Here is a 24,563-nt window from a genome sequence, read left to right on the forward strand (position 1 = left end):
ATCCGCCCAAGGGCCCCGTCCACCCCACCGAATGGAATCTCGATGAAGAGAACCCTCGCCGCCGTCGCGTCGTTCGCGGCCGCGGCCCTGGTACTGGCAGGCTGCGGCTCCGGCGACGACTCGTCCGCCGCCGCGGGCGGCCTGACCGGCGAGCCCGTCCTGGTCGGGGTGCTCGCCCCCATGGACGGCGCCACCGCCTACCCGCAGACCGGGTACGGCGCGCAGGCCGCCGAGCAGTACATCAACGAGAAGCTGGGCGGCATCGGCGGCAGGCCGATCAAGATCGACCTGTGCGCGGGCGACGGCAGCCCCGAGACCGCCGTCAACTGCGCCAACCAGTTCGTCACCGAGAACGTCGTCGCGGTCTTCGACGCCTACGACGGATCGGTCGGCGGCGCCGTCCCGGTGCTCACCGCGGCCAAGATCCCGATCATCGGCGAGCTCGGCGCGACCGCCGTCGTCGACTCGCTGCCGTGGGGCCAATCGTTCTACTTCTCCGGCCCGCTGGAGACCAGCGCGCTGGGCATGGTCACCATCCTGAACCAGATCGGCAAGACCAACGCCTCGCTCGCGGTCACCGACGGCCCGCCCAGCCACGGCTACGTCGACAAGCTGGTCATGCCCGCGGCCAAGAACCTCGGCATGAACGTCACCCCGCTCTACGTGCCCGGCAACAACATGAACTTCAACGTCATGGCCGCCACCGAGCTGTCGACCAACCCGGACGTCGCGGGCATCATCGCGCTGACCGAGGACGGCTGCACCGGCCTGTTCAAGGCGCTGCGGGCGCAGGGCTACGGCGGCACCCTCTTCGCGGGTTCCTGCTCGCAGTTCATCGCCCAGCTGGGCCCCGACGCGGCGGGGGCGATCGTCCAGCCGCGCGTGTGGGTCCCGGCCGCCAAGGACAACGCCCCGCCCGAGGTCAAGCAGCAGCTCGAGGACTTCGCCGCCTCGATGGAGGCGATCGACCGCGGTGACCAGCAGTCCGCCCGCTCGCTCTACTCCTTCGCGGGCATGGTCAACCTGGCCACCGTGCTCAAGGGCATCCAGGGCGAGATCAACCCGGAGACCGTGACCGCGGCCATGAAGGCCGTCAAGGACATGCCGACCTTCGCCGGCCCGACCGTCACGTGCGACGGGCAGCAGTGGGCCAACCGGCCCGCGTCCTGCAGCCACGAGGCGATCTTCTTCGAGGTGCAGGCGGACGGCTCCATGAAGCCGGTCGACCCGAACGGCTTCATCGCCCTCGACCCGTCGAAGATGAGCGCGGCCTAGGGCGCGCGGCGGGCGGGTCCCCCGTCGCCCGGAGGACTCCGGGACAGGGGATCCGCCCGCTCCTTCGAGGAAGGAGTTCCTGTGGGCACGATCCTGCAGTTCGTGGTCCTCGGTCTGGGGCTGGGAGCGATCTACATCGGCCTCGGCACCGGCCTGCTGCTGGTGCACCGCGCCACCGGCATCATCAACTTCGCCCAGGGCGCCATGGCCATGTGGGGCGCCTTCGTCTTCGCCCAGCTCCGGCTGGACGGCACGCTGGTCCTCCCGATCGGCTCGATCGAGTTCGCCCGCCGCCCGCCCGTCGCCGTCGCCGCCCTCATCGGGCTCGTCATGGCGTTCCTGCTCGGCCTGCTCGTGCACTACGTGGTCTTCCGCCCGGTGCGCCACGCCCCGGTCCTCGCCCAGGTGGTCGTGTCCGTCGCGGTGATGATCACCCTCCAGGCCCTGGTCGTGCTCCGGTTCGGGCCCAACAACATCGACGTCGCCTCGCTCATCCCCGAGGGCTCCTTCACCGTGCTCGGGGCCGAGATCCCGACCCGCGAGATCGTCATGGCACTGATCATGGTGCTGCTCGCCGGCGCAGTCTGGGCGTACCTGCGCTTCACCCGCGCGGGCGTGGCCACCCGCGCGGCGTCGGAGAACGAGCGCGCCGCGGTCCTGATGGGCTTCTCCCCCGACCGGCTCGCCGCCGTCGCCCAGGTCGTCGCGATCATGCTCGGCACCGTCGCCGTGATGCTCGGCAGCTCGCTGACCGGCCTCAACGCGGACAACTACACGCTGCTCGTCGTCCCCGCGCTCGCCGTGCTGCTGGTGGCGCGCATGGAGTCGATCGCCGTCGTGGTGGTCGCGGCGCTGCTGATGGGCGCGTTCCAGTCGCTGATCAACCTGCTGATCACCAAGCCCTTCTGGCCGCAGTGGGCGCAGTCCGGCCTCGACCAGGTCATCCCGTTCGCCGTCGTCATGGTCATCCTGTTCGTGCAGGGCAGGCGGCTGCCCTCGCGCGGCTCGCTGCAGACCGTCCGGCTCCCGGACGTGTCCATCCCGAGGTTCAAGCCGATCCCCGCCGTGATCATGCTGGTGGTGGGTGTGGCCGCGCTGTCGTTCACCCAGGGCACCTGGCGCTTCGGCATCACCACGTCGATCATCGTGATGCTCCTGGCGCTGTCCTACGTGGTGCTCACCGGGTACCTCGGCCAGATCTCGCTCGCCCAGGGCGCGTTCGCGGGCGCCGCGGGCTTCTGCCTGTCGAAGGCCACCACGAACTGGGGCATCCCGTTCCCGCTCTCGCTGATCCTGTGCGCGCTGGTGGCCACCGGGCTCGGCATGCTGGTGGCGCTGCCGGCCTTCCGGATCCGCGGTGCCCAGCTCGCCATCGTCACGATCGCCGCGGCGCTGGCCATCGAGCGGTTCGTGTTCAACAACTACACGCTGAGCCCGCCCGAGGGGAACCCGATCGCGGACGCCACGCTGTTCGGGCTGAACCTGGGCGTGCGGGAGGGCCGCGACCTCTCCCGGATCGCCTTCTCGTTGACCGTGCTGGTCATCGCGGCGGTCCTGGTGTGGGCCTTCCTGCGGATCGCCTCGGGCGACACCGGCCGGGCCTTCCTCGCGGTCCGCGCCAACGAGCGCGCCGCCGCCTCGTCCGGCATCGACGTGCGCAAGACCAAGCTGATCGGCTTCGCCGTCTCGGCCTTCATCGCGGGCATCGCGGGGTGCCTGATCGGGTTCAGCCGCGGCCAGCTCTCGGCGGAGTCGTTCAGCGTGTTCGCCGGGCTCCAGGTGCTGGCGGTGGCGTACCTCGGCGGCATCACGAGCGTCGGCGGCGCCGTCGTCGCCGGCATCCTCGGCCCGCTGGGCATCGTCTACACGCTGCTGCGCGGGGTGTTCGACCTCGGGGACTACTACCTGCTCATCTCCGGCCTGGGTCTGATCATCACCGCCCTGCTCAACCCGGTCGGCATCGCGGGCGCCACCCGCGAGCAGGTGGCCTGGGTCCGGCGGAAGCTGACCCGCTCCGCGCCGCCGCCCACCGATCCCGTCGTCCCGGCCGCGAAGGAGCCGTCCCGTGTCTGAGCAGGGTCTGCACACGCGCGACCTGACCGTCCGCTACGGCGGGCTGGTCGCGAACGACTCGGTGACCATCGACGTGGCCCCCGGCGAGGTCGTCGGGCTGATCGGGCCCAACGGCGCGGGCAAGACGACCTTCGTCGACGCCGTCACCGGGTTCACCGCCTGCGAGGGCGAGATCCACCTCGACGGCGCCCGCATCGACGCGCTCGCGCCGCACCAGCGGCGGCGTGCGGGCCTGTCCCGCACCTGGCAGTCCGGCGAGCTGTTCGGCAACCTCGCGGTCGCCGAGAACCTGCTGGTCGCGGCGCGGATCGGCGGCTGGCGCACGCTGGTGCGAGACGTCTTCGTCCCGCGCCGCGCGACCGCCGACGACGTCGTGACCCGGGCGCTGGAGGTCGTGGGCCTGCGCGACGTGGCGGACACCCTCGCGCGGGACCTCTCGCTCGGCCAGCAGAAGCTGGTCGGCGTGGCCCGCGCCCTGGCGGGCGGTGCGGAGGTCCTGCTGCTCGACGAGCCGGCCGCCGGCCTGGACTCGCTGGAGAGCCGGGCCTTCGCGCGCCGCATCCGGTCGATCGCGGACTCCGGCCCCGGCGTGCTGCTGATCGACCACGACATGTCCCTCGTCCTGGGCGTCTGCGACCGGGTGACGGTGCTGGAGTTCGGCAGGCAGATCTTCACCGGCACCCCGGCCGAGGCCCGCACCGACCCGACCGTCGTCGCCGCGTACCTCGGCGCTCCCGTAGAAAGCGCAGGGGCCACCCATGCCTGAGAACCTCCTGGAGACGCGCGATCTCGCGGCCGGGTACAACGGCGTCCCCGCCATCCGCGGGCTGACGGTCTCGGTCGCCCCGGGTGAGGTCGTCGCCCTGCTCGGGCCCAACGGCGCGGGCAAGACCACGTCCCTGCTGGCGATGGTCGGGCTCGTCCCGCTGCTGGCGGGCGAGGTCGACGTGCTCGGCGCTCCGCTGGGCAGGCGCAGGCCACACCAGGTCGCGCGCGCCGGCGTGCTCCTGGTCCCGGACGACCGCGGCATCTTCTACGGCCTCACCGTGCGCGAGCACCTGCGACTGGCCGCCCGCAGGCCGGACGCCCGGCGGGAGGCGGCGGTGCTGGACCGCTTCCCGGTGCTGCGGAACCTGGAGGGGCGCAAGGCGGGCCTGATGTCGGGCGGCGAGCAGCAGATGCTCGCGATCGCGAAGGCCCTGCTGGCCAAGCCCAAGGTGTTGATCATCGACGAGATGAGCCTCGGGCTGGCACCGAAGATCGTCCAGGAGATGCTGCCCGCCATCCGCGACCTCGCGAAGGAGGACGGCATCGGGCTCATCCTGGTCGAGCAGCACATCGAGCTGGCGCTGTCCATCGCGGACCGCGGCGTGATCCTCAACCACGGCCGGGTCGTGCTCACCGGCGCCGCGGCGGACCTGCTCCGCGACCGGTACCTGGTGGAGGCGGCGTACTTCGGCGCGGACGAGTTCGGGCACGACGAGACCGACCCCGACCGGGTGCCGGCGCTCGGATGACCACCTTCCGGACCGTTGCCGACCTGCTCGCCTGCCCGCCCGGGACGTCCCTGGGGCACACCGCCTGGCGGGTCGTCGAGCAGCCCCGCATCGACACCTTCGCCGACGCCACGGACGATCACCAGTGGATCCACGTCGACACGGCCCGCGCGGCCGAGGGCCCCTACGGCGCGACCATCGCCCACGGGATGCTGACGCTGTCCCTGGTCCCGGTGCTGATCGGCGAGCTCGCCGCGGTGCCGGGGGCGTCGCGGGGGGTGAACTACGGCTTCGACAAGGTCCGCTTCACCCATCCCGTCCCGGTCGACAGCCGGATCCGCGCCGAGGTCACCCTCCTCGACGTCGCGCCCGTCCCCGGCGGCGCCAAGGCCACCTTCCGCGCCGTCGTGGAGATCGAGGGCGCGGACAAGCCCGCGTGCGTCGCCGACCAGATCATCGTCTGGATGGAGTGACGCACCTACGGCACCTGTGCGCAGCCGCGGGTTCACCTCGCGTGGCTAGTGTCGCGGGGTGCGGCGCCTGGGGCTCTCGGATGCGGTGGTCGTCGGGTTGGCGTCGATGCTCGGGGCCGGGGTGTTCGCGGCCTTCGGGCCCGCGGCGGCGGCGGCCGGGGCGTGGCTGCCGGTCGCGCTCCTGGTGGCCGGGGCGATCGCCTACTGCAACGCGCTCTCGTCCGCGCGGCTCGCGGCGCGGTACCCGGAGTCCGGCGGCACCTACGTCTACGGGCGGGAGCGGCTCGGGGCGGGCTGGGGGTTCCTGGCCGGGTGGTGCTTCGTCGTCGGGAAGACGGCGAGCTGCGCGGCGGTGGCGCTGACCTTCGGCGCCTACGTGTGGCCCGCCGTCCCGGCCGTCCCGGCGGTCGTCGCCGTGGTGGCGCTGACCGGCGTCAACCTGCTCGGGATCACCCGCACCGCCGCGGCGGCGCGCGTCCTCGTGGCGGTCACGCTCGCGGCGTTGGCGGTGGTCGTGGTCGCCGGGCTCGTCGGGGGCGAGCCGAGCGCCGACCGGCTCACCGAGGGGCCCTCGGTCGGCGCGTTCGGCGTGCTGCAGGCCGCGGGCCTGCTGTTCTTCGCCTTCGCCGGGTACGCACGGATCGCCACGCTGGGCGGGGACGTCCGCGATCCCGCGCGCACCCTCCCGCTCGCCATCCGGATCGCGCTGGGTTCCGTGCTCGCGATCTACGCCGTCGTGGGCGGGACGGCGCTGCTCACCCTCGGCCCCGCCGGGCTGGCCCGGTCGGTCGCCCCGCTCGCGGACGTGGCGGGTGGGCTGCCCGGTGCCTCGGTCGTCGTGCGGGTCGGGGCCGCCGTGGCGTGTGTGGGGGTGCTGCTGACCCTGCTGGCAGGCGTGGGCCGCACGGCGAACGCCATGGCGGACGACCGCGAGCTCCCGCGCCCCTACCGCGGCCGCTCGGCGCTGGTCGTGACCGGCGTGGTGGTCGCGGTCCTGGTGTCGGCCGTGGACCTGCGCGGGGTCATCGCGGCCTCGGGTGTCGGGGTGCTGCTGTACTACGCGGTCGCCAACGCCTCGGCCTGCACCCTCGACCGCCGCTCCCGCCCCGTCGCCGTCGCGGGTCTGGTCGGCTGCCTCCTCCTCGCCGCCACCCTCCCGACCGGCGCCATGCTCGCCGGCCTGGGGGTGGTCGCCCTGGGCGTCGCGGGCCGGGCCGTCCGGCGGCGCCTCGACGCGCCTAGGCCAGCTCGGCGACGGCGCGGACCGGGGAGCCGTCCCCCTGCAGGGCCAGGGGATGGAAGGTGAGGATCGCGTCGCGGCCCCGCAGCCGCTCCACACCGCGCAGGTTCTCCACGATCACCCCGCCCGCGCCGAGGACGATCTCGTGCACGGCGAGCGAGTCCCTCGGGTCCGGGCTCAGCGTGTCGACGGCCAGCGCGCGCACACCCGCCGCGAGCATCGCCCGGGCCACCGCGGGGTCGACCACCGGGTGGTCGAGGTAGCGGGGCGTGCCGAAGTACCGTGACCAACCGGTGTGGACCACCAGGACGTCCCCCGGGCGGAGGGCGGGCGGCTCCGGACCGTCCATCACCACCGCCCGGCCCCGGAACAGCTCCAGGTCCAGGTCGGCGACGCCGGCGCCGCCCGGGATCACGTGCGCGGGCGCGTCGACGTGCGTACCGGTGTGCGTGCCGAGGTGCAGCTCGGTGACCGTGACCCCGTCCGCGGTGACGGGTGTGCAGCGGAACTGCGGGTCACCCGGGTAGACCTGCATCCCCGGGACCAACGGCTGGGTCAGGTCGAGCAGCATTCAGCGATCATCCACCACCCGGCGGGCCTTGAACGTGGTCTCCGGCATCGTGCCCGGCGCGAGCAGCACCGCGGGGACCCGGATGCCGAGGACCCGCTTCAACGCGTCCTCGGTCGCCCCCTGCAGCGCAACGGGCCCCTCGGCCTCGACGGTCAGCTCGTCCAGCGCGCCCTTGCGGGTGACCCGCATCCGGAACTCCGGGCCGAGCCCCGGCACGGAGCGCAGCGCGGTCTCGACCGCGCTGGGGTAGATGTTCGCGCCGCGGATGACGAGCATGTCGTCCAGCCGACCGAGCACGCCCTCCGGCAGCCGCGGGTAGGTGCGCCCGCACGGACACGGGTCCGTGGCGAGGTAGGACTCGTCCCCCGGCGCGAAGCGGATCATCGGCTGGGAGTCTCGCCACAGGTGGGTGTAGACGAGGGCGCCGCGCTCCCCCACCGGGATCGGCACGTTCGGGTCCGCCGCGGACACCACCTCGGTGAACACCTCGTCGATGTAGAGGTGGGTGCCGGTCTGGGCCTCGCACCCCACGCTCGTCTGGAAGGGATACATCTCGGAGGTGGAGCCCGCGTCGGACACCGTGGCGCCCCAGCCCTCCCGGATGATGGCGGCGGTCCCGGGCAGGGAGCCCCCGGGCTCACCGCCGACGAGCAGGTGCTCCACGCTCGAGGCCCGCAGGTCGATGCCGAGCTGCTCGGCGACCGACAGCAGGTGGATGCAGTAGCTCGGCGTGGCGCTGAAGACCGTGGAGCCCAGCCTGCCGATCAGCTCGAGGTGCTTCTGCGACTCGGTGACGCCCAGCGGGAACAGGGTCGCGCCGATCCGCTCGGCGCCCTGCACCACGCCCCAGCCGCCGAAGAAGAGGCCGAACGGGAACCCGACCTGCACGATGTCGTCCGGCCGCACGCCCGCGCACCACTGCGCCATGGCGTGGACCTCGCCCGCCCGTTCCCAGTCGTTCTTCGAGACCGCGTACATCGTGGGCACGCCGGAGGTGCCGGAGGAGCCGTGGATCCGCGCGATCCCGCCCGGCGGCAGCTCACGGGCGTAGCTGCCGAAGGGCGGGTGCGCGGCCTGGTCCGCGACCAGCTGTCGCTTCGTGATCACCGGGACCCTCGTGGTGAAGTCCTCGAGCGTCTGCACCTGGTCGGGGTGGAAACCGTGGGCGTCGTAGTGGTTCCGGTAGAACGGCAGCTCGGCGTAGACGTAGCGCAGCTGGTACTGGATGCGGTCGAGGACGAGTGCCTCGCGCTTGGCGGGCTCGAGGGTCTCCCGCTCCTCGTCCCAGTACCGGGGGAAGGTCATCGATCCTCCTCTGGGCGGCGCGACCCCGGGCCGTCAGTCGATGCCGAGGGCGCGGTCGGCCAGCTTCTGCCGCCGGTCCAGACGCTCTCGCCGGGTGAAGTGCGGCATGACGTACCGGGCGAACATCTCGTTCGACCGGTTCCACTTGTCGGTGGTCACCCAGTCCCGCACGTTGATCAGCAGGGTGCCGAAGCCGCCGGTCTCCTCCTCGAGCTCCTTGAGCGTGCGGGTGCACTCCTCGGGGCTGCCGATGATCCAGGGGATGTTCTCGACCATCCAGTCCAGCGTGAGGTCGGCGTCCGTCATCCCGTCGCCGATCTTCATCAGCGCGCCGAGGCCCAGCCCGAACAGGTAGTCGTAGGAGAGCTTGACGCCCTCGCGGATGTCCTGCAGCGCCTGGTCGCGGCTGTCGGCGACGTAGACCTCGCGGACGATGCGCCAGTTGTCCCTGGTCACGGCCGGGTCGATGCCCGCCGAGGCACCGGCGGAGAGCATCGCGTCCCCCATGGCCCGGAGGTCGGGGGCATCGGTGTAGGTGCCGTTGTCCGTGGGCGCGAAGTGCACCGACAGCGGCTTCCAACCCCGCTCGCCGCACTTGGCGTAGTTGTGCACGCCGGTGAGGCCCGCGATCGCGAACGGCGGGACGTCCTGGTAGGGCCCGACCTGCAGCTGCCGGTTCTCGTACTTCCAGTACACGCCCTCGTAGCTCACCGGGTCGTCCTCGGTGAGCAGCCGCCAGATGATGTCCAGGGCCTCGTTCGTCCGCGGAGCGGCCTCGGTCGGCTCGAGCCCGAACAGCGCCTTGTCCGTGGGGAGCCCGCCACCGCCGAAGCCGTACTCCAGACGACCGTGGGTGAGGTGGTCGAGGAACGCCATGCGCTCGGCCACCATGAAGGGGTCCTGGTAGGGCAGGTTGATCACTCCGGTACCGAGCCGGATCCGGTGCGTCACGGCGGACGCCTTGGCGATCATGTACTCGGGCACCGGCACGTTCTCGTAGCCGCCGGTGTGGTGCTCGCCGATCCAGTACTCGTGGAAGCCCAGCCGCTCGGCCTCCACGATCGCCGCGATGTCGCGGTCGTACGAGAGCGTCCAGTTCTCGCGCGGCGGGTGCTCGGGCATGGTGAAGAAGCCGAACTTCATCGGTCGGGATCCTTTCGCCGGTTCCACAAACCATGGTTTGCCGTCCATGCCCTTTCACTGTGTCCTGCGCCACGCAGACCTGTCAAGACGCGTTGATAACCGACCTGCAGTTTGGTTTCATGGGCGCCGTGAGCAGCGTCGATCCCCGCCCCGTCGTCGTGGCGGGCCCTGCGGGCGACGGCCTGGTCGAGGGCCGCCGCTGCACCGCCTGCGCGGAGCCGTCGGCGTTCACCTGGCCCGCCTGCCCGACCTGCGGGGGCCCCGTCGAGCCCGCGCGGTTCGGGCCCGGCGGAACGGTCTGGAGCGCGACCGTCGTGCGCATCCCGGTGGCCGACCGGACCCCGCCCTACGCGCTGGCCTACGTCGACCTCGACGACGGGCCGCGGGTGCTGGCGCACAGCGCGGCGCCGATCCCGATCGGGGCCCGCGTGCGCCTCCTGGCGGCCGCCGAGCTGAGGGTCGAGCGGACATGACCGTGGCGATCGAGGGCGTCGGGACGTCCGGGTTCGGCAGGCAGCCGGACGTCGACCTCGTCGACCTCGCGTTCGCCGCGGTGGACGAGGCGTTCCGGGACGCGGGCGGCCCCCGCACGGTCGACGCCGTGTGGGTCGGGACCGTGTTCGGCCCCGCCGGGGTGGCCCAGCGGGTCCTGCGCGCGATGGGGCTCACCGGCATGCCCGTGCTGACCGTCGAGAACGCGTGCGCGAGCGGCACCACCGCCTTCGCCGAGGCCTGCGAGGCCGTGCGCACGGGCCGGTACGGGCGGGTGCTGGCGCTGGGGATCGAGCGGATGGGCGACGGCGCGATCGTCCCCGAACCGACCGACCCCGAGGGCCGCACCGGGCTGGCGCTGCCCGCCCTCTACGCGATGGCCGCCGCCCGGTGGCTGCACGAGGGCCGGACCACCCTCGAGCAGCTGGCCGCGGTGGCGGTGAAGAACAAGGCGAACGCGCTGGCGAACCCGCGGGCCCCCTTCGGCGGGCGGTTCACCGTGGCGGAGGTCCTGGCCTCGCGCCCGATCGCCGATCCGCTGACCCTGCTGCAGTGCTGCCCGACCTCCGACGGCGCCGCGGCCGCGATCGTCGGCCGGGGCGGCTCGGGAGGCGGCGGGGTCCGCGTCCGGTCGGTCGCGCTGCAGTCGGGCGCCCCCTGGAACCATCGCTCGCGCGAGGTGTGGGGCCACGACCTGGTGCGGGACACCGGTGCCGCGGCCTTCGCCGCCGCCGGACTCGGAGCGGAGGACGTCGACGTCGCGGAGGTGCACGACGCCTTCACCATCGGCGAGCTGGTCACCACCGCGGCACTCGGCCTGAAGGCGCCGCACACGGTGAACCCCTCCGGCGGGCTGCTCTCCCGCGGGCACCCGCTCGGCGCGACCGGCCTCGCACAGCTCGCCGAGATCGTCTGGCAGCTGCGCGGGCGGGCCGGGGGACGCCAGGTCGAGGGCGCGCGGATCGGGCTGGTCGAGACCATGGGCGGCGGGGTGTCCGTGCTCGACGGCAACGCCTGCGTCGTCGCCGTGTTGGAGGCGCCATGACCGTGCTGGGACCGGGCAGCACCCGGGCCGACCTCCTCTCCCCCGAGGCCGTCGCCGACCCGTACCCCCTGCTCGCCGAGCTGCGCGAGCACGACCCCGTGCACTGGAGCGAGCGCTACCGGTCCTGGTTCGTCACCCGGTACGCGGACGTCGACGCCGCGCTGCGGGACCCGCGCTTCTCGTCGGACCGCATCGCGCCCTACCGCCGCGCCCGGCTCGACGGACCGGACACCGACCCGTCCGTCCGCGCGGCGTTCGGGGTGCTCGAGGACTGGATGGTCTTCAAGGACCCCCCGGACCACACGCGCCTGCGCAGGCTGCTGTCCCGGGCCTTCACCCCCCGGGCCGTCGAGCGGATACGGCCGCGGGTCGTGCAGATCGCGGCCGAGCTGCTCGACGAGCTGGGGCCGGAGGCCGACCTGATCGGCGAGTACGCGTATCCCCTCACCTCCTCCGTGGTCGCCGAGCTGCTCGGGGTGCCACGCGCGGACCGGGACCGGTTCAAGGACTGGTCGGACCGCATCACCGGGCTGGTGTTCGGCGGCATGGGCGACCCGGACCGGCACGCCGACGGCGCGGACGGGATGGCCGAGCTGACCGCCTACCTGGACGACCTGGTCCGCGACCACGAGGGAGACGACCTGCTCACCGCCCTGATCCGCGCCCGGGACGAGGGCGACTCGCTGACCCACGACGAGGTCGTCGCCACCGGCGTCCTGTTGCTCTTCGCCGGCCACGAGACCACCACGAACCTGATCGGCAACGGGATCCTGGCGCTGCTGCGGCACCCGTCGGAGGCCCCGGACGCGGCGGGCACGGTGGACGAGCTGCTGCGCTGGGACGGTCCGGCGAAGACGATCGCGCGCCTGATGGCCACGGACGTCGAGCTGGGCGGGCGGACCCTGCGGACGGGCGAGCGGGTGTTCCTCTGCCCGGCGGCCGCGAACCGGGACCCGGCGGTCTTCACGGACCCGGACCGCTTCGACGTCTCGCGCAGACCGGGCCGCCAGCTCGGGTTCGGGATCGGGCTGCACTACTGCCTCGGTGCCCCGCTGGCCCGGCTCGAGACGAGCATCGCGATCCCCGCGGCCCTGCGCCGCTTCCCCGCGATGCGCCTGCGTGACGAGCCCCTGACCTGGCACTCCGTCCTGCTGTCCCGCGGGCTGCACCACCTCCCCGTACACACCCGCTGAGACGTCCCCTACCGCATCGACCAGCCGCCGTCGACGGTGAGCGTGGTCCCCGTGATGTAGGACCCGGCGTCCGAGGCGAGCAGCAGCAGGGGGCCGTCGAGCTCCTCGGGCCTGCCGATCCGGCCGAGCGCCGCGCAGCCCGCCAGCTGCGCGGCCCGGCGTTCGTGCTCCAGCAGCGGCCCGGTCAGCTCCGAGGCGAACCACCCCGGGGCGAGGGTGTTGACCCGGATGCCGTGGCGCGCCCACTGCGCGGCGAGGTCGCGGGTCAGCCCGGCCACCCCCGCCTTCGACGCCGAGTAGGCCGCCTCCGGCAGCGGGCCCGTCGTGCTGCCCAGCGCCGACCCGATGGTCACGATCGACCCGCCCTCGCCCTGCGCGATCAGCGCGCGCCCGACGTGGATCGCCATCTGGTACGCCCCGAGCAGGTTGACGGCGAAGAGCGCGGCCGCCGCGGCCGGATCGTCCTGCTCCGCGCGGGCCGCGTACCCGGTGCCGGCGTTGTTGACCAGCACGTCCACCCGGCCCAGCTGCTCGACGGCGGCCGCGACGAGGGCCGCGCAGTCGGCGTCCCGGGCGACGTCCGTGCGCACCGCCGCACACCGCCGTCCGGCGCCCTCCACCACGGCGCGGGCGGCCGCGAGGTCCCGCCGCGCCCCGACGGCGACGTCCGCGCCCGCCTCCGCCAGCACCTGCGCGAACCGCAGCCCCAGCCCGGAGGACGCCCCGGTCACCACGGCGACCTTCCCGTCCAGCCTCACGCGGGGAACGCCCGGGTGATCCCCCGCATGCCGCCGCCCGCGACCAGCCCGCCCAGCGCGAACGCGAACAGCTCGTCGGCGAGCTCCCGGTCCGCCTCGGGGCCGCGGGGGACGAACCAGTGCTGCATCCAGTCCAGGATCCCGACGACGGCGCGGGCCACCGTGCGCGGGCTCGAGGCCAGGGAGAACTCCCCGGTCCGCGCGCCCTCGGCGACGAGCGCCTCGATCGCGGCCATGTACCGGGCGTCCATCTCCCGGAACTCGGCGAAACGCGGCGCGGTCATCCGGCCGATGTTCTGCAGGTACACGAACGCGGCCGGATGGTGGTCGCCGAAGATCCGCACCTGCATGCGGATCAGCTCGCGCAACCGCACCGCGACGGTGTGGCCGCTGTCCGCCTGCAGCCGCTCCAGCTCGGCGAGGAGCTGCTTGGCGGGCTGCTCGACGACCGCGAGCAGCAGCTCCTCCTTGCTGCCCACGTAGTTGTAGATCGAGCCCTTGAGGATGCCGACGCGCGCGCCGATGCCCTCGAGCGTGGCCGCCTCGTACCCGCGGTCGCGGAACTCCTCGCTCGCGGCGACCAGGATCTCCGACCAGCGGCTCGGGCGGGGCACGGGATCACCGTATAGCGTCCCGGCCGCCGCTCACAGCACCCGGATCCGGCCCGTCCCGGCGCCGACCTCGCCGATCACGGCGGCGGGCACGCCCCGGTCCCCCAGCTCGGCGACCGCGCGGGCGGCCCGGTCCGGCGCCGCGCCGAAGAGCAGCCCGCCGGAGGTCTGGGCGTCGGAGAGCAGCAGCAGGTCGGTCTCGCCGGGGCTCCCGTCGACGACCTCCCGCACCCAGTCCCGGTTGCGTTGCGAGCCGCCCGGCACCACGCCGGCGTCGGCCAGGTCCCGGACGCCGTCGAGGAACGGCACGTCGGCCACCCGCACCGCGGCGTCCACGCTGGACGCCGCGGCCATCTTGCGCAGGTGCCCGAGCAGCCCGAACCCCGTCACGTCCGTGCACCCGGTCGCCCCGGCGGCCACGGCCGCGGCCGCCGCGGCGGCGTTGGGCGCGATCATCGAGGCCACCGCGGCGTCCACCAGCGCGGTGCTCGCCACCCCCCGCTTCACCGCCGTGGTGGCGATCCCGATGCCGAGCCGCTTGGTCAGCACCAGCGCGTCGCCGGGGCGCAGACCCGCGTTGGTGAGCAGGCGGTCCGGGTGCACCTCCCCGATGACGGCCATGCCGTACTTGGGCTCCGGGTCGTCGATCGAGTGCCCGCCGACGACCACGAACCCGCAGGCCCGCCCCGCGTCGGCGCCGCCCGCCAGCACCTCGGCGAGCACCTCGGGCGGCAGTGCGTCCGTGGGCCAGGCGACGAGGTTCAGGGCGAACAGCGGGCGCCCGCCCATGGCGTAGACGTCCGACGCCGCGTTGGTCGCCGCGATCCGCCCCCACAGCCGGGGGTCGTCGACGACGGGGGTGAAGAAGTCCGTGGTGGCCACGAGCGCCCGGTCGGCGTCGAGCCGCCAGACCGCCGCGTCGTCCCCCGTCTCGGTGCCCACGAGCAGCTCGTCGGGCCGCTGGGAGGGCGCGAGCAGCGCCATGACCTCCGCCAACGCGCCCGGGCCGATCTTGCAGCCGCAGCCCGCGCCGTGGCTGAACTCCGTGAGCCTCTTGCCGTCCGCCGCCACCGTCACGCCTCCACCGTAGGTTGGGCGGGTGGATCTGCGCAGGAGCATCCCGCGGACGGACGTCGTGCTGGCCGACCCGGCGCTGGCCGAAGCGATCGCACGGCTGGGGAGACCGGCGGTGAAGGCGGCGGTCGGGCAGGCCCAGGCCGCCGCCCGGCGGGGCGAGATCGCGCCGGGCGAGGTCGTCGCCGCGGCCGTGCGGGAGCTGCCGCGGGGCCTGCGCCCGGTCCTGAACGCCACCGGGGTCCTGCTGCACACCAACCTCGGTCGGGCCCCGCTGTCCGCCGCGGCCCGGGCGGCGCTGCAGACCGCCGCCGGGACGTGTGACGTCGAGCTCGACCTCGCCACCGGCGGGCGCGGCAGGCGGGGGGCCGACGCGGTGGCCGCGCTGCGCGAGGCCGTCCCCGCGGCGGGTGGGGCGCTCGCGGTCAACAACGGGGCCGCCGCGCTCGCCCTCACCGCCGCCACGCTCGCCGCGGGCCGCGAGATCGTCGTGTCCCGCGGTGAGCTGGTGGAGATCGGCGACGGGTTCCGGATCCCCGAGCTGCTCGAGGCCGCGGGCGCGCGGCTGCGCGAGGTGGGGACGACGAACCGCACGCATCTGCACGACTACGCCGCGGCCGTCGGCGAGGACACCGGGTTCGTGCTCAAGGTGCACCCGTCGAACTTCACGGTCAGCGGCTTCACCCACAGCGTGCCGGTCGCCGAGCTGGCGGGCCTCGGGGTGCCCCTGGTCGTGGACATCGGGTCCGGGCTGCTCGCGCCGCACCCGCTCCTGCCGGACGAGCCGGACGCCGCGACCACCCTCACCGCGGGCGCGACCCTGGTCACCGCGTCCGGGGACAAGCTGCTCGGCGGGCCGCAGGCCGGGCTCGTGCTCGGGGCGGCCGAGACCGTGGAGCGCATCCGCCGCCACCCGCTCGCCCGCGCGATGCGGGTCGACAAGCTGACCCTCGCCGCGCTGGAGGCGACCCTGCGCGGGCCGGCCACCCCGACCCGCGCCGCCCTCGACGCGGACGTCGCCGAGCTGCGGCGCCGCGCCGAGGCCCTGGCCGCCGAGGTCGCCGGGGAGGCCGTGCCCTCCCGGGCCCGGGTCGGCGGTGGCGGCGCCCCGGACGTCGTGCTGGAGAGCTGGGCGGTGGCGCTGCCCGAACGCCTCGCCGCGGCCCTGCGCCTCGGGGAGCCCGCCGTGCTGGGGCGCGTCGAGCGCGGGCGGTGCCTGCTCGACCTGCGGGCGGTCGACCCGGCGGACGATCCCGCGCTGGTCGCGGCCGTCCGGGCGGCGGTGGCATGAGGACCCACGTCGTGGCGACGGCGGGGCACGTCGACCACGGCAAGTCCACCCTGGTCCGCGCCCTGACCGGCATGGAACCGGACCGCTACGCCGAGGAGCGGCGCCGCGGGATGACCCTCGACCTGGGCTTCGCGTGGGCCCGGATCGGCGAGGACAGCGTCGCCTTCGTGGACGTCCCCGGCCACGAACGCTTCGTGACGACGATGCTCGCGGGGGTCGGCCCGGTGCCCGCGGTCCTGCTGGTCGTCGCCGCGGACGGGGGCTGGATGCCGCAGACCGCCGAGCACGCCGAGGCCCTCGCCGCGCTGGGGGTGCGCCACGGGCTGCTCGTCGTGACCCGCTCCGACCTGCTGGAACCGGAGCTCGCCCTCGCCGAGGCGCGGGAGCAGCTGCCCGACTGGCCCGCCGTCGCGGTCTCCGGTGCCACCGGCGCCGGGCTGGACGAGCTCCGCACGGCCCTGCACGCGCTGGTCAGCGGCCTGCCCGAGCCCGATCCCGCCGCGCCCGTGCGGTTCTGGGTGGACCGCGCGTTCACCGTCCGCGGCGCCGGGACGGTGGTCACCGGGACCCTCGCCGAGGGCACCCTGAGCCGGGAGGACGAGCTGGCGCTGGGCGACCGGCGGATCGGCGTGCGCGGGCTGGAGAGTCTGGGCGAGACCGTGCGGACGGCGCGCGGGGTCACCCGGGTCGCCGCGAACCTGCGCGGGATCGGCGTCGACGAGATCGGGCGCGGGGCGGCGCTGTGCACCCCCGGCGCCTGGCTCACGGTCTCCGAGCTGGACGGTCGGGTGCACGGGTCGGCCGCCGACCTGCCGCGCGCCCCGATCCTGCACATCGGGTCCGCGGCCGTGTCGGTGCGGGTCCGGCCGCTGGGCGAGGACGTCGTCCGGCTGCGGCTCGACCGCCCGCTCCCGCTGCGGATCGGGGACCGCGTGGTGCTGCGCGATCCCGGGCGCCGCGCCGTGACCGGCCTGACGGTGCTCGACGTCCGACCCCCGGAGCTGCGCCGCCGCGGCGCCGCCCGGGCCCGCGCCGCCGAGCTGGCGGCGGTGACCGGGGCGCCGGACGCCGCGGACGAGCTCCGCCGCCGCGGCACGGTGCGGGCCGCGGACCTCGTCGCGATGGGGGTGCCCGCCGCCGCGGTCGAGGCGGTGCCCGCGGTCCGCGGCGGCGGCTGGCTGCTGGCCCCGGCCCGCGTCCCCGCGCTGGTCGAGGCGCTGGGCGCGGCGGTGAGCGCCCACGACCACGCCGACCCGCTCGACCCCGGCCTGCCGATCGAGGCGGCCCGCCACGCCCTGGGTCTGCCGCACCCGGCGCTGGTGGCGGAGCTGCTCGCGGGCCAGGACACGCTGGTGGCCCGGGACGGACGGATCCGCCGGGCCACCGACGCCGGCCTCCCGGACGCGCTGCGCAGGGCGCTCGACGCCGTGCGGTCCGACCTCGCCGAGGCCCCCTTCGCCGCGCCGGACGCCGAGCGGCTCGCCGGCCTCGGGCTGGGCCCGAAACAGGTCGCGACCCTGGTCAGGGCGGGCGAGCTGAGCACAGTGGGGGACGGCGTCCTCCTGCTCCCGGACGCGGAGGACCGTGCCGTCGAGATCCTGCGCGGCCTGCCGGAGACGTTCACGCTCAGCGAGGCGCGCGAGGCGCTCGGCACCACCCGCCGCGTCGCCGTCCCGCTCCTGGAACACCTCGCCCGCCGCAGGCGCACCGTCCGCACCGACGACGGCCGCCACCGCCTCCGCTGACCTGCGGCGTCACCGCCCGTGCGTGGTAAGTGGTGCTCTGGCACCACTTACCACGCACGAGCGCCGGAGGCGCTAGTCGAGGCAGAACTCGTTGCCCTCGGGGTCGGCGAGGACGATGTGGCCGCCGTCCAGGGGCGGGGCGGGCTCGACGCGGCGTAGGCGGGTGGCGCCGAGGGCCACCAGCCGCGCGCACTCGCCCTCCAGGGCCGCCATCCGCTCCTCGCCCTGCAGCCCCGGCGCGGCACGGACGTCCAGGTGGAGGCGGTTCTTCACCGTCTTGTCCTCGGGCACCTGCTGGAAGAACAGCCGGGGGCCGCGGCCCTCCGGGTCCTCGGCCGCCGCGCGGGTGTTGCGCTGCTCCTCCGGTACGCCGATGCGGGCGAGGAACTCCTGCCAGACCGCGAGGGGGTCCGCGCCCGCCGGCAGCGCGACCCCCGGCGGTCCGGGGATGACGTAGCCCAACGCCTCGGCCCAGAAGCGGGCCGCGGCCGCCGGGTCGTGCGCGTCGACCGTCACCTGGATCTCACGACTCATGGCCGCATCATCCGGGACGGCACCGACAGTTCAGGTGCGCACGGCCGCCCGCGCCAGCCGACGACGGCGGTGGGCCGCCATCCGGACCGGGGCGTCGGTCCAGCCGAAGAGGTCGTGGTCGCCGATCCGCTGCACCAGCGCCACGAACAGCCGCCCGCCCAGGACCTCGGTGCACACCTGCAGGTAGGCGCCCTCCGGCGTCTCCTCGCGCAGGACCCCGAGCTCCCGGTACGCCGCGATCTCGGCGGCGGGCAGCTCCAGGCGGGCCTCCAGGTCGGCGTAGTAGTTGTCCGGGATGCCGAGCAGCGGGGCACCCGCCGCCCGCGCCGCGCGGGCCGCGGCGACGACGTCGTCCACGGCGAGGGCGACGTACTGGGGCTCCGACACGCCGGGCGCCCACTGCCCGCGGCGCAGCAGTGAGACGCTCAGCGCGAGCCGCACGTCCCGCCCCGGGTCCGCCAGGGCGCGGCTGCGGACCAGCCCGAACGGCGCGGCGAACTCGGCCGAGGTCACGGGTTCCAGGCCGAGGACCGAGCGGTAGAACAGGGCGGCCTCGTCGAAGTGGTCGAACGGCTGGGCCAGTCCGACGTGGTCGATGCCGGTCACGCCGATCCCCGCGGCCCGCTCGCCGGTCGCCACGAAGTCCCCCGACCAGTCGTCCGGCGCGCCGGTGCGGCAGAAGAACAACGCCGTCCCGTCCGGGGCGGTCACGGCGGCCAGGTCGGCTTCGGCGGGCCCGCGCTCGCGGGGCAGCGCGGGAGCGGCCAGCCGGACCGCGCGCCGCGCCGACGCGGGCGGGTCCGCGGACTCGACGGCCACCGCGGCGATGGCGGTCTCCGCGCCGGACCGGTTGACCAGCACCCGGGCGCCGCCCTGCTCCCAGCGTTCGACCGGCTTGGTGCGGTGCACGCCGGTGCGCGCGAAGCCCAGGGCGGCGAGCACGCCGCCGGTCGACTCGTCGCCGGTCACCTCGACGAACGCGTGGCCGGCGAGCCGCGGCGGGGGCTCGGTCCCCCCGGTGGTCGCTTCGGCGAGGGTGAGCAGGGAGCGGTGGGCGTCCACGGCGGCCCGCTCGGGATCCGCCTGCCGGAAGACGTCGTTGAACACCTCCAGCGACCAGGGCCCGGCGTACCCGGCGGCGAGCACCGCCCGCATGAACGCGGGCAGGTCGAAGGCGCCCTGGCCGGGGAACAGCCGGTGGTGGCGGCTCCACTGCAGCACGTCCATCGACAGGTGTGGCGCGTCGGCGAGCTGGAGGAAGAACAGCTTCTCCCCCGGCACGTCCGCGATCGGTGCGGGGTCCGAGCCGCGGGACAGGATGTGGAAGCTGTCGAGGCACAGGCCCAGGGCCGGGTGGTCGGCGCGCCGGACGACCTCCCAGCTCGCGTCCCAGGTCGCGACGTGCGCGCCCCACGCCAGCGCCTCGTAGGCGATCCGCAGCCCGCGGTCGTGGGCCCGCTCGGCCACGGTGTGCAGCTGCTCGGCGAGGCGGTCCGGGTCCTCGACGGCGTCCGCGGAGACCGACGAGCACATCAGCACCGTGTCCGCCCCCAGCGCCTCCATGACGGCGAACTTGGCGTCCGCGCGGCGCAGGTTCGCCGCGAACCGCGCGGGATCGGTGGAGTCCAGGTCGCGGAACGGCTGGTAGAGGTCGACGGACAGGCCCAGGTCGGCGCAGCGCAGGCGCACCTCGCCGGGTGGCATCGGGGAGGCGACGAGGTCCGGTTCGAAGATCTCGACGCCGTCGAACCCGGCCGCCGCGGCGGCGACCAGCTTGTCGTCGAGCGCCCCGGAGAGACACACCGTGGCGAGGGCCGTCCTAGGCGACACGGGACTCCTCCTGTCCGATGAGCTCGGCGAGGTGGCGCAGCATACGGGCGGGGTCCGGCTCCCGGCCGGTGAACAGCCGGAACGCCGTGGCCGCCTGGTGCACGGCCATCCGCCCGCCGTCGAGCGTGCGACAGCCCGCGGCCCGGGCGGCGCGCAGCAGCGCGGTGTCCAGCGGCCGGTAGACGATCTCCGCGACCCACAGCTCGGGCCGCAGCAGCGCGGCGGGCAGCGGCAGCCCCGGGTGGTCGGCCATCCCGACGGGCGTGGCGTGCACCAGCCCGTCCGCCCCGTCGAGCGCCCGGCCGAGCTCCCCGACCCCCGCGCCCACCACCCGCGAGTCCCCCGGTTCGTCCACGCGAGTCCCGCTGTCCGTACCTGCGAGTTCGGCGGATCGGGCGTTCAGCGCCGCCGCGAGCTCGGCCGCCCGCTCGGCGTCGACGTCGAGCACGGTCAGCGCGCCCACGTCGAGGGCGACCAACGCGTGCGCCGCCGCCGCGCCCGCACCGCCCGCGCCGAGCAGCACGACCCGGTCCAGCGGGGCCCCGGGCAGGCCGTCGACCAGCCCGTCCCGGAAGCCGGACCAGTCGGTGTTGTACCCGACCGCGCGCCCGTCCTCGAAGACCACGGTGTTCACGGCGCCGATGGCCGCGGCGTCCGGCGAAAGCGCGTCCAGGTGCGGGATCACCCGCTGCTTGCAGGGGTGGGTGACGTTCACGCCGCGGTGCCCCGCGGCCCGGGCGCGCGCCAGCAGCTCCCCCACGGCGTCCGCCTCGACGCCGAGGACGTCGAGGTCGAAGCGGGGGTAGTCGAGGGCGAACCCGAGCTCGCGCGCCTCGCGTTCGTGCAGGGCGGGCGAGAGGGACGGGCCGATGCCCGAGCCGATCAGGCCGGTGCGGACGACGTTCACGGCGCTCCTCGACGAGACTGCGGACGAACCAACGATGTACTAGATGGTTACTTGTACCGGGTCGAGGGATCCTCGGCAAGAGCGGCGGGCGGATATCGTCGGGCCCGTGAGCGCCGAACCCGCAGACGTGCCGCCCGAGCGACAGCGCGACGCCGAACGGACCCGGGCGGAGATCCTCGCGATCGCCACCGAGGAGTTCGCCGACCGCGGGTACGCGGGCGCGCGGGTGGACGAGATCGCGGCGCGCACCCGCACCACGAAGCGGATGCTCTACTACTATTTCGGCAGCAAGCAGGGCCTCTACGTGGCGGTGCTCGAGGCGGCCTACGCCGGCATCCGCTCCCTGGAGTCCCAGCTCGACGTCGACCACCTCGACCCCGCCCGCGCCATGCGCGCCCTGGCGGAGCTGACCTTCGACCACCACGAGTCGCACCCGGCGTTCATCCGGCTGGTCGGCATCGAGAACATCCACCACGCCGAACACCTGCGCACCTCGCCGATCCGCGAGGGGCTCGCCGCGCCCGCCGTCGACGTGCTGGGCGGGATCCTGGCGCGCGGCCAGGCCTGCGGCCTGTTCCGCACGGACGTCGACGCCCTGGACGTCCACATGCTGATCAGCGCGTTCTGCGTGTTCCGCACGGCCAACCGGCACACCTTCCAGGCCATCTTCGACCGCGACCTGCTGGACGCGGGCCGCCGGGAGCACTACCGCCGGATGCTGGGCGACCTGGTGCTCGAGTACCTGACCGCGCTCGTGGGTCAGACCGAGGCCGTGTCTCGGGCTTGACACCGCCGCCGACCTAACTCACTATCCGGTACGTAACCAGACGGTACATACGCCGTCGCCCGGTGCCTGCATCGACGCATCACCCAGGAGCCCCTCGTGTCCCAGCCCACGACCGCCCAACCGCGGAAGGCGGCGCTCGCCGCCTGGATCGGCAGCGCGCTCGAGTACTACGACTTCTTCATCTACGGCACCGCCGCGGCGCTGGTGTTCGGCCGGGTCTTCTTCCCCGGCTCCAGCGCGGCCACTGGCACGCTGCTCGCTCTGGCCACGTTCGGCGTCGGCTACATCGCCCGTCCGATCGGCGCCTTCGTGCTCGGCCACGTCGGCGACCGGTTCGGGCGCAAGCGCGTCCTCGTGCTGACCGTCCTGCTGATGGGCGTGTGCACGTTCCTGATCGGCTGCCTGCCCGCCTACTCCACGATCGGTGTCGCCGCACCGATCCTCCTGGTCACGCTGCGGCTGCTCCAGGGCTTCTCCGCGGGCGGCGAGCAGGCGGGCGCGAACTCGATGACCCTCGAGCACGCACCTGCGCACCGCCGCGCGTACTTCACCAGCTTCACCCTCAGCGGCACCCAGTTCGGCCAGATCCTGGCCACCGCGGTCTTCCTGCCGATCGCGACGCTGCCCGAGGAGGCCCTGCTGAGCTGGGGGTGGCGGGTCCCGTTCTGGGCGTCGTCCGTCGTCGTGGTGGTGGCGCTGCTGATCCGGCGCAGCCTCGACGAGACCCCGGTCTTCACCCGCGAGCAGCAGCAGAACGAGGTCGAGAAGCTCCCCCTCGCCGTCCTGTTCCGGGACCACTGGCGCTCCGTGCTGCGGGTGGTCGCCTGCGCCACGATCGCCACCGTGAGCACCGTCTTCTCGGTGTACGCGCTGTCCTACGCCGTGAACACCGAGGGCCTGTCCCGCACCGCGATGCTCTGGGTCGGTGTGCTGGCCAACGCCGTGGCGCTGGCCGCCCTCCCGTTCTTCGGCAACCTCGCCGACCGGGTCGGCCGCAAGCCGGTGTTCATCGCGGGCTCGCTCGGCTGCGCCGTGCTCATGTTCGGCTACCTGGCCTCCATCTCGACCGGCAACTACGTGCTGATCTTCGTGGTCGGCATCGTGATGTTCGGCTTCGTGCACAGCGCCACCGGTGGCGTCTGGCCCGCGTTCTACGGCGAGATGTTCCCCGCGCGGGTCCGGCTGTCCGGCACCGCGATCGGCACCCAGATCGGGTTCGCCGTCGCGGGTTTCGCCCCGTCGATCTCCGCGGCGCTGGCCGGTGAGGGCGGCGAGAACTGGGTCGCGGTGGCGATCTTCGTCGCCGCCGTCTGCCTGCTGAACGTGATCGCCGTCGGGACCGGCAAGGACTACGTCCGCACGCCGACCGAGCAGCTCGGGCTGGAGCCGGTCCGGGCGAAGGCGGCCGTGGGCGCCTGATGTACACCGTCCACGCGATCCGGTACGCGACCCGCGAAGGCCTTCGGGGACAACACTTCCTGGGGTACGACGACACCTGGGCCGAGCCGCACCCCACCGCGTACTACGTCTGGCTCGCCGTCTCCGACACCCGCGCCGTCGTGCTCGACGCGGGGCTGGAGCCGGACCGGGCCCCCGCGGCGATCGCGTTCGACTGCACGCCGCACGAGGGGGTCGCGTCGCTGGGGATCGACCCCGCGGACGTCGACACCCTCGTGCTGTCGCACCTGCACTACGACCACACCGGCGCGGCGGCGCGGTTCCCCGCCGCCCGCCGGGTGGTCCAGCGCGCCGAGCGCGACTACTGGACGGGCCCGGTGGCGAAGCGGATCACCCGCGAGCACTGGCTCCGCTCGGAGTCCGACCTCGCGACCGTGCTCGCCCCCGACCGCCTCGATCTCGTCGACGGCGAGGCGGAGATCGCGCCCGGCCTGTCCGTCCACCTGGTCGGCGGGCACACCGCGGGGATGCAGCTCACCCGGGTGTGGACGGCGCGGGGCTGGGTCGTGCTGGCCTCGGACGCCATCCACTTCACCGAGAACCTGGAGCAGGACCGGCCTGGCCCGATCCTGCACTCCATGCCCGGCATCTACGCGGCCTACGACCGGATTCGCGAGCTCGCGGACTCCGCCGAGCTGATCGTCCCCGGCCACGACCCGCAGGTCATGGACCGGTTCCCGCGGGTGGGCCCGCACGCCGTCCGGATCGCCTGACCGCCGCGCGCTCACGGGTCGACGCGGCGTCGCAGCCCGGCCAGCACCGCGTCGAGTCCGAAGAGGAAGGACTCCTCGACGTCGTCCGGCCCGTCGGCGAGGATCCCGGTCCGGACCAGCTCGGCCCGGTTCTGCTCCTCCGCGACCGCGCCGAGGACGTAGTGCGTCAGGGTGCGGGCGGCCCACACCGCCTCGCGGGGCGGCAGCGCGAACGCCGCGGGCAACGCCCGGATCGGCGCCAACCCCTCGGGCCGGAAGGCGAGGACGAACGAGACCACCTCGGCCCCGTCCCGGACCCGGCGCAACGCGTCCCGCAGCTCCCGGGCGGCCTTGTGCGCGTCGTCGGTCGCGGCGCCCTGGCCGAGGATGCGGGCCGCGACCTCCGCGAGCAGCTCCTGCTTGTTCGCGACGTGGTAGTACAGCGCCCCCGGCCGCACGTCCAGCTCCTGCGCGACGCGGCGCATCGTGAGCCCGGCCAACCCCTGCCCGTCGAGCACGGCGTAGGCCGCGTCGACGATCAGCTCCCGGGTCAACGCCACGGACACATCT

The 24,563-nt window shown here is 74.4% G+C and carries 24 protein-coding genes; 14 read left to right on the forward strand and 10 right to left on the reverse strand.

Going from position 1 to position 24,563, the window contains the following annotated elements; all coding sequences use genetic code 11:
- Positions 1-42: 42 nt before the first annotated feature.
- The 6 genes from L3X23_RS11610 to L3X23_RS11635 all read left to right on the forward strand — a co-directional run bounded on the left by L3X23_RS11610 (position 43) and on the right by L3X23_RS11635 (position 6,623).
- Positions 43-1,275 (forward strand): ABC transporter substrate-binding protein, encoded by a 1,233-nt coding sequence (locus L3X23_RS11610; RefSeq protein ID WP_237192232.1) that lies wholly within the window; start codon positions 43-45, stop codon positions 1,273-1,275.
- 81 nt (positions 1,276-1,356) lie between these two features.
- On the forward strand, positions 1,357-3,348 hold the full coding sequence (locus L3X23_RS11615; RefSeq protein ID WP_237192233.1) for an ABC transporter permease: 1,992 nt from the start codon (positions 1,357-1,359) through the stop codon (positions 3,346-3,348).
- Positions 3,341-4,114 (forward strand): ABC transporter ATP-binding protein, encoded by a 774-nt coding sequence (locus L3X23_RS11620; protein WP_237192234.1) that lies wholly within the window; start codon positions 3,341-3,343, stop codon positions 4,112-4,114. The genes L3X23_RS11615 and L3X23_RS11620 overlap by 8 nt, the downstream gene beginning before the upstream one ends.
- On the forward strand, positions 4,107-4,865 hold the full coding sequence (locus tag L3X23_RS11625; RefSeq protein ID WP_237192235.1) for an ABC transporter ATP-binding protein: 759 nt from the start codon (positions 4,107-4,109) through the stop codon (positions 4,863-4,865). The genes L3X23_RS11620 and L3X23_RS11625 overlap by 8 nt, the downstream gene beginning before the upstream one ends.
- Entirely contained in the window at positions 4,862-5,317 is a 456-nt protein-coding gene (locus L3X23_RS11630) for a MaoC family dehydratase (protein ID WP_237192236.1), read from the forward strand. Before L3X23_RS11625 ends, L3X23_RS11630 begins: the two co-directional genes overlap by 4 nt.
- A 58-nt stretch (positions 5,318-5,375) precedes the next feature.
- The gene (locus L3X23_RS11635; RefSeq protein WP_237192237.1) at positions 5,376-6,623 is read left to right on the forward strand and encodes an APC family permease; all 1,248 of its coding nucleotides are present in this window, start codon (positions 5,376-5,378) and stop codon (positions 6,621-6,623) included.
- Here L3X23_RS11635 and L3X23_RS11640 read toward each other — a convergent pair.
- The 3 genes from L3X23_RS11640 to L3X23_RS11650 are packed head-to-tail and all read right to left on the reverse strand — an operon-like array spanning position 6,556 to position 9,576.
- A complete protein-coding gene (locus L3X23_RS11640) occupies positions 6,556-7,128 on the reverse strand; it encodes a cyclase family protein (protein WP_237192238.1) in 573 nt (190 codons plus the stop codon). The genes L3X23_RS11635 and L3X23_RS11640 overlap by 68 nt on opposite strands.
- Complete coding sequence (locus L3X23_RS11645; RefSeq protein ID WP_237192239.1) at positions 7,129-8,433, reverse strand: phenylacetate--CoA ligase family protein; 1,305 nt, start codon at positions 8,431-8,433, stop codon at positions 7,129-7,131.
- Between the two features lie 33 nt (positions 8,434-8,466).
- On the reverse strand, positions 8,467-9,576 hold the full coding sequence (locus tag L3X23_RS11650; RefSeq protein ID WP_237192240.1) for an LLM class flavin-dependent oxidoreductase: 1,110 nt from the start codon (positions 9,574-9,576) through the stop codon (positions 8,467-8,469).
- 128 nt (positions 9,577-9,704) lie between these two features.
- Between L3X23_RS11650 and L3X23_RS11655 the strand changes: the two genes are divergently transcribed.
- The 3 genes from L3X23_RS11655 to L3X23_RS11665 are packed head-to-tail and all read left to right on the forward strand — an operon-like array spanning position 9,705 to position 12,306.
- Entirely contained in the window at positions 9,705-10,049 is a 345-nt protein-coding gene (locus L3X23_RS11655; RefSeq protein WP_237192241.1) for a Zn-ribbon domain-containing OB-fold protein, read from the forward strand.
- A complete protein-coding gene (locus L3X23_RS11660) occupies positions 10,046-11,113 on the forward strand; it encodes a thiolase family protein (RefSeq protein ID WP_237192242.1) in 1,068 nt (355 codons plus the stop codon). The genes L3X23_RS11655 and L3X23_RS11660 overlap by 4 nt, the downstream gene beginning before the upstream one ends.
- On the forward strand, positions 11,110-12,306 hold the full coding sequence (locus L3X23_RS11665; RefSeq protein WP_237192243.1) for a cytochrome P450: 1,197 nt from the start codon (positions 11,110-11,112) through the stop codon (positions 12,304-12,306). The genes L3X23_RS11660 and L3X23_RS11665 overlap by 4 nt, the downstream gene beginning before the upstream one ends.
- Positions 12,307-12,314: 8 nt before the next feature.
- On the opposite strand, the gene L3X23_RS11670 is transcribed toward L3X23_RS11665, so the two are convergent.
- Genes L3X23_RS11670 through selD form a run of 3 tightly spaced genes read right to left on the reverse strand, consistent with a single transcriptional unit; the run spans position 12,315 to position 14,752 of the window.
- Positions 12,315-13,064: an SDR family NAD(P)-dependent oxidoreductase gene (locus L3X23_RS11670; RefSeq protein ID WP_237192244.1), complete on the reverse strand. Its 750-nt coding sequence runs from the start codon at positions 13,062-13,064 to the stop codon at positions 12,315-12,317.
- Positions 13,061-13,678 carry a TetR/AcrR family transcriptional regulator gene (locus L3X23_RS11675; protein WP_237192245.1) on the reverse strand — a complete coding sequence of 206 codons (618 nt, stop codon included), beginning with the start codon at positions 13,676-13,678 and terminating at the stop codon, positions 13,061-13,063. The genes L3X23_RS11670 and L3X23_RS11675 overlap by 4 nt, the downstream gene beginning before the upstream one ends.
- 30 nt (positions 13,679-13,708) lie before the next feature.
- Complete coding sequence (gene selD / locus L3X23_RS11680; RefSeq protein WP_237192246.1) at positions 13,709-14,752, reverse strand: selenide, water dikinase SelD; 1,044 nt, start codon at positions 14,750-14,752, stop codon at positions 13,709-13,711.
- Between the two features lie 22 nt (positions 14,753-14,774).
- On the opposite strand from selD, the gene selA reads away from it, so the two are divergent.
- On the forward strand, positions 14,775-16,040 hold the full coding sequence (gene selA, locus L3X23_RS11685; RefSeq protein ID WP_237192247.1) for an L-seryl-tRNA(Sec) selenium transferase: 1,266 nt from the start codon (positions 14,775-14,777) through the stop codon (positions 16,038-16,040).
- A complete protein-coding gene (locus tag L3X23_RS11690) occupies positions 16,037-17,785 on the forward strand; it encodes a SelB C-terminal domain-containing protein (protein ID WP_237192248.1) in 1,749 nt (582 codons plus the stop codon). The genes selA and L3X23_RS11690 overlap by 4 nt, the downstream gene beginning before the upstream one ends.
- A 72-nt stretch (positions 17,786-17,857) precedes the next feature.
- Here the strand turns inward: L3X23_RS11690 and L3X23_RS11695 are convergent, their stop codons facing one another.
- The 3 genes from L3X23_RS11695 to L3X23_RS11705 are packed head-to-tail and all read right to left on the reverse strand — an operon-like array spanning position 17,858 to position 21,056.
- Complete coding sequence (locus L3X23_RS11695) at positions 17,858-18,319, reverse strand: VOC family protein (RefSeq protein ID WP_237192249.1); 462 nt, start codon at positions 18,317-18,319, stop codon at positions 17,858-17,860.
- 30 nt (positions 18,320-18,349) lie between these two features.
- Positions 18,350-20,149 carry a sugar phosphate isomerase/epimerase and 4-hydroxyphenylpyruvate domain-containing protein gene (locus L3X23_RS11700; protein ID WP_237192250.1) on the reverse strand — a complete coding sequence of 600 codons (1,800 nt, stop codon included), beginning with the start codon at positions 20,147-20,149 and terminating at the stop codon, positions 18,350-18,352.
- Positions 20,139-21,056: a shikimate dehydrogenase gene (locus L3X23_RS11705; protein ID WP_237192251.1), complete on the reverse strand. Its 918-nt coding sequence runs from the start codon at positions 21,054-21,056 to the stop codon at positions 20,139-20,141. Before L3X23_RS11705 ends, L3X23_RS11700 begins: the two co-directional genes overlap by 11 nt.
- A 106-nt stretch (positions 21,057-21,162) precedes the next feature.
- On the opposite strand from L3X23_RS11705, the gene L3X23_RS11710 reads away from it, so the two are divergent.
- The 3 genes from L3X23_RS11710 (at position 21,163) to L3X23_RS11720 (ending at position 24,014) form a co-directional block, all read left to right on the forward strand.
- Positions 21,163-21,843: a TetR/AcrR family transcriptional regulator gene (locus L3X23_RS11710; RefSeq protein ID WP_237192252.1), complete on the forward strand. Its 681-nt coding sequence runs from the start codon at positions 21,163-21,165 to the stop codon at positions 21,841-21,843.
- A 96-nt stretch (positions 21,844-21,939) separates the two neighbouring features.
- Positions 21,940-23,262, forward strand: coding sequence for an MFS transporter (locus L3X23_RS11715; RefSeq protein WP_237192253.1), 1,323 nt, complete (start codon positions 21,940-21,942; stop codon positions 23,260-23,262).
- Positions 23,262-24,014 (forward strand): N-acyl homoserine lactonase family protein, encoded by a 753-nt coding sequence (locus L3X23_RS11720; RefSeq protein WP_237192254.1) that lies wholly within the window; start codon positions 23,262-23,264, stop codon positions 24,012-24,014. The genes L3X23_RS11715 and L3X23_RS11720 overlap by 1 nt, the downstream gene beginning before the upstream one ends.
- Before the next feature lie 11 nt (positions 24,015-24,025).
- On the opposite strand, the gene L3X23_RS11725 is transcribed toward L3X23_RS11720, so the two are convergent.
- The gene (locus L3X23_RS11725; protein WP_237192255.1) at positions 24,026-24,553 is read right to left on the reverse strand and encodes a TetR family transcriptional regulator; all 528 of its coding nucleotides are present in this window, start codon (positions 24,551-24,553) and stop codon (positions 24,026-24,028) included.
- Positions 24,554-24,563 lie beyond the last annotated feature (10 nt).

The sequence above is a fragment of the Pseudonocardia sp. WMMC193 genome (genome assembly GCF_021728735.1).
Lineage (GTDB): Bacteria > Actinomycetota > Actinomycetes > Mycobacteriales > Pseudonocardiaceae > Pseudonocardia > Pseudonocardia oroxyli.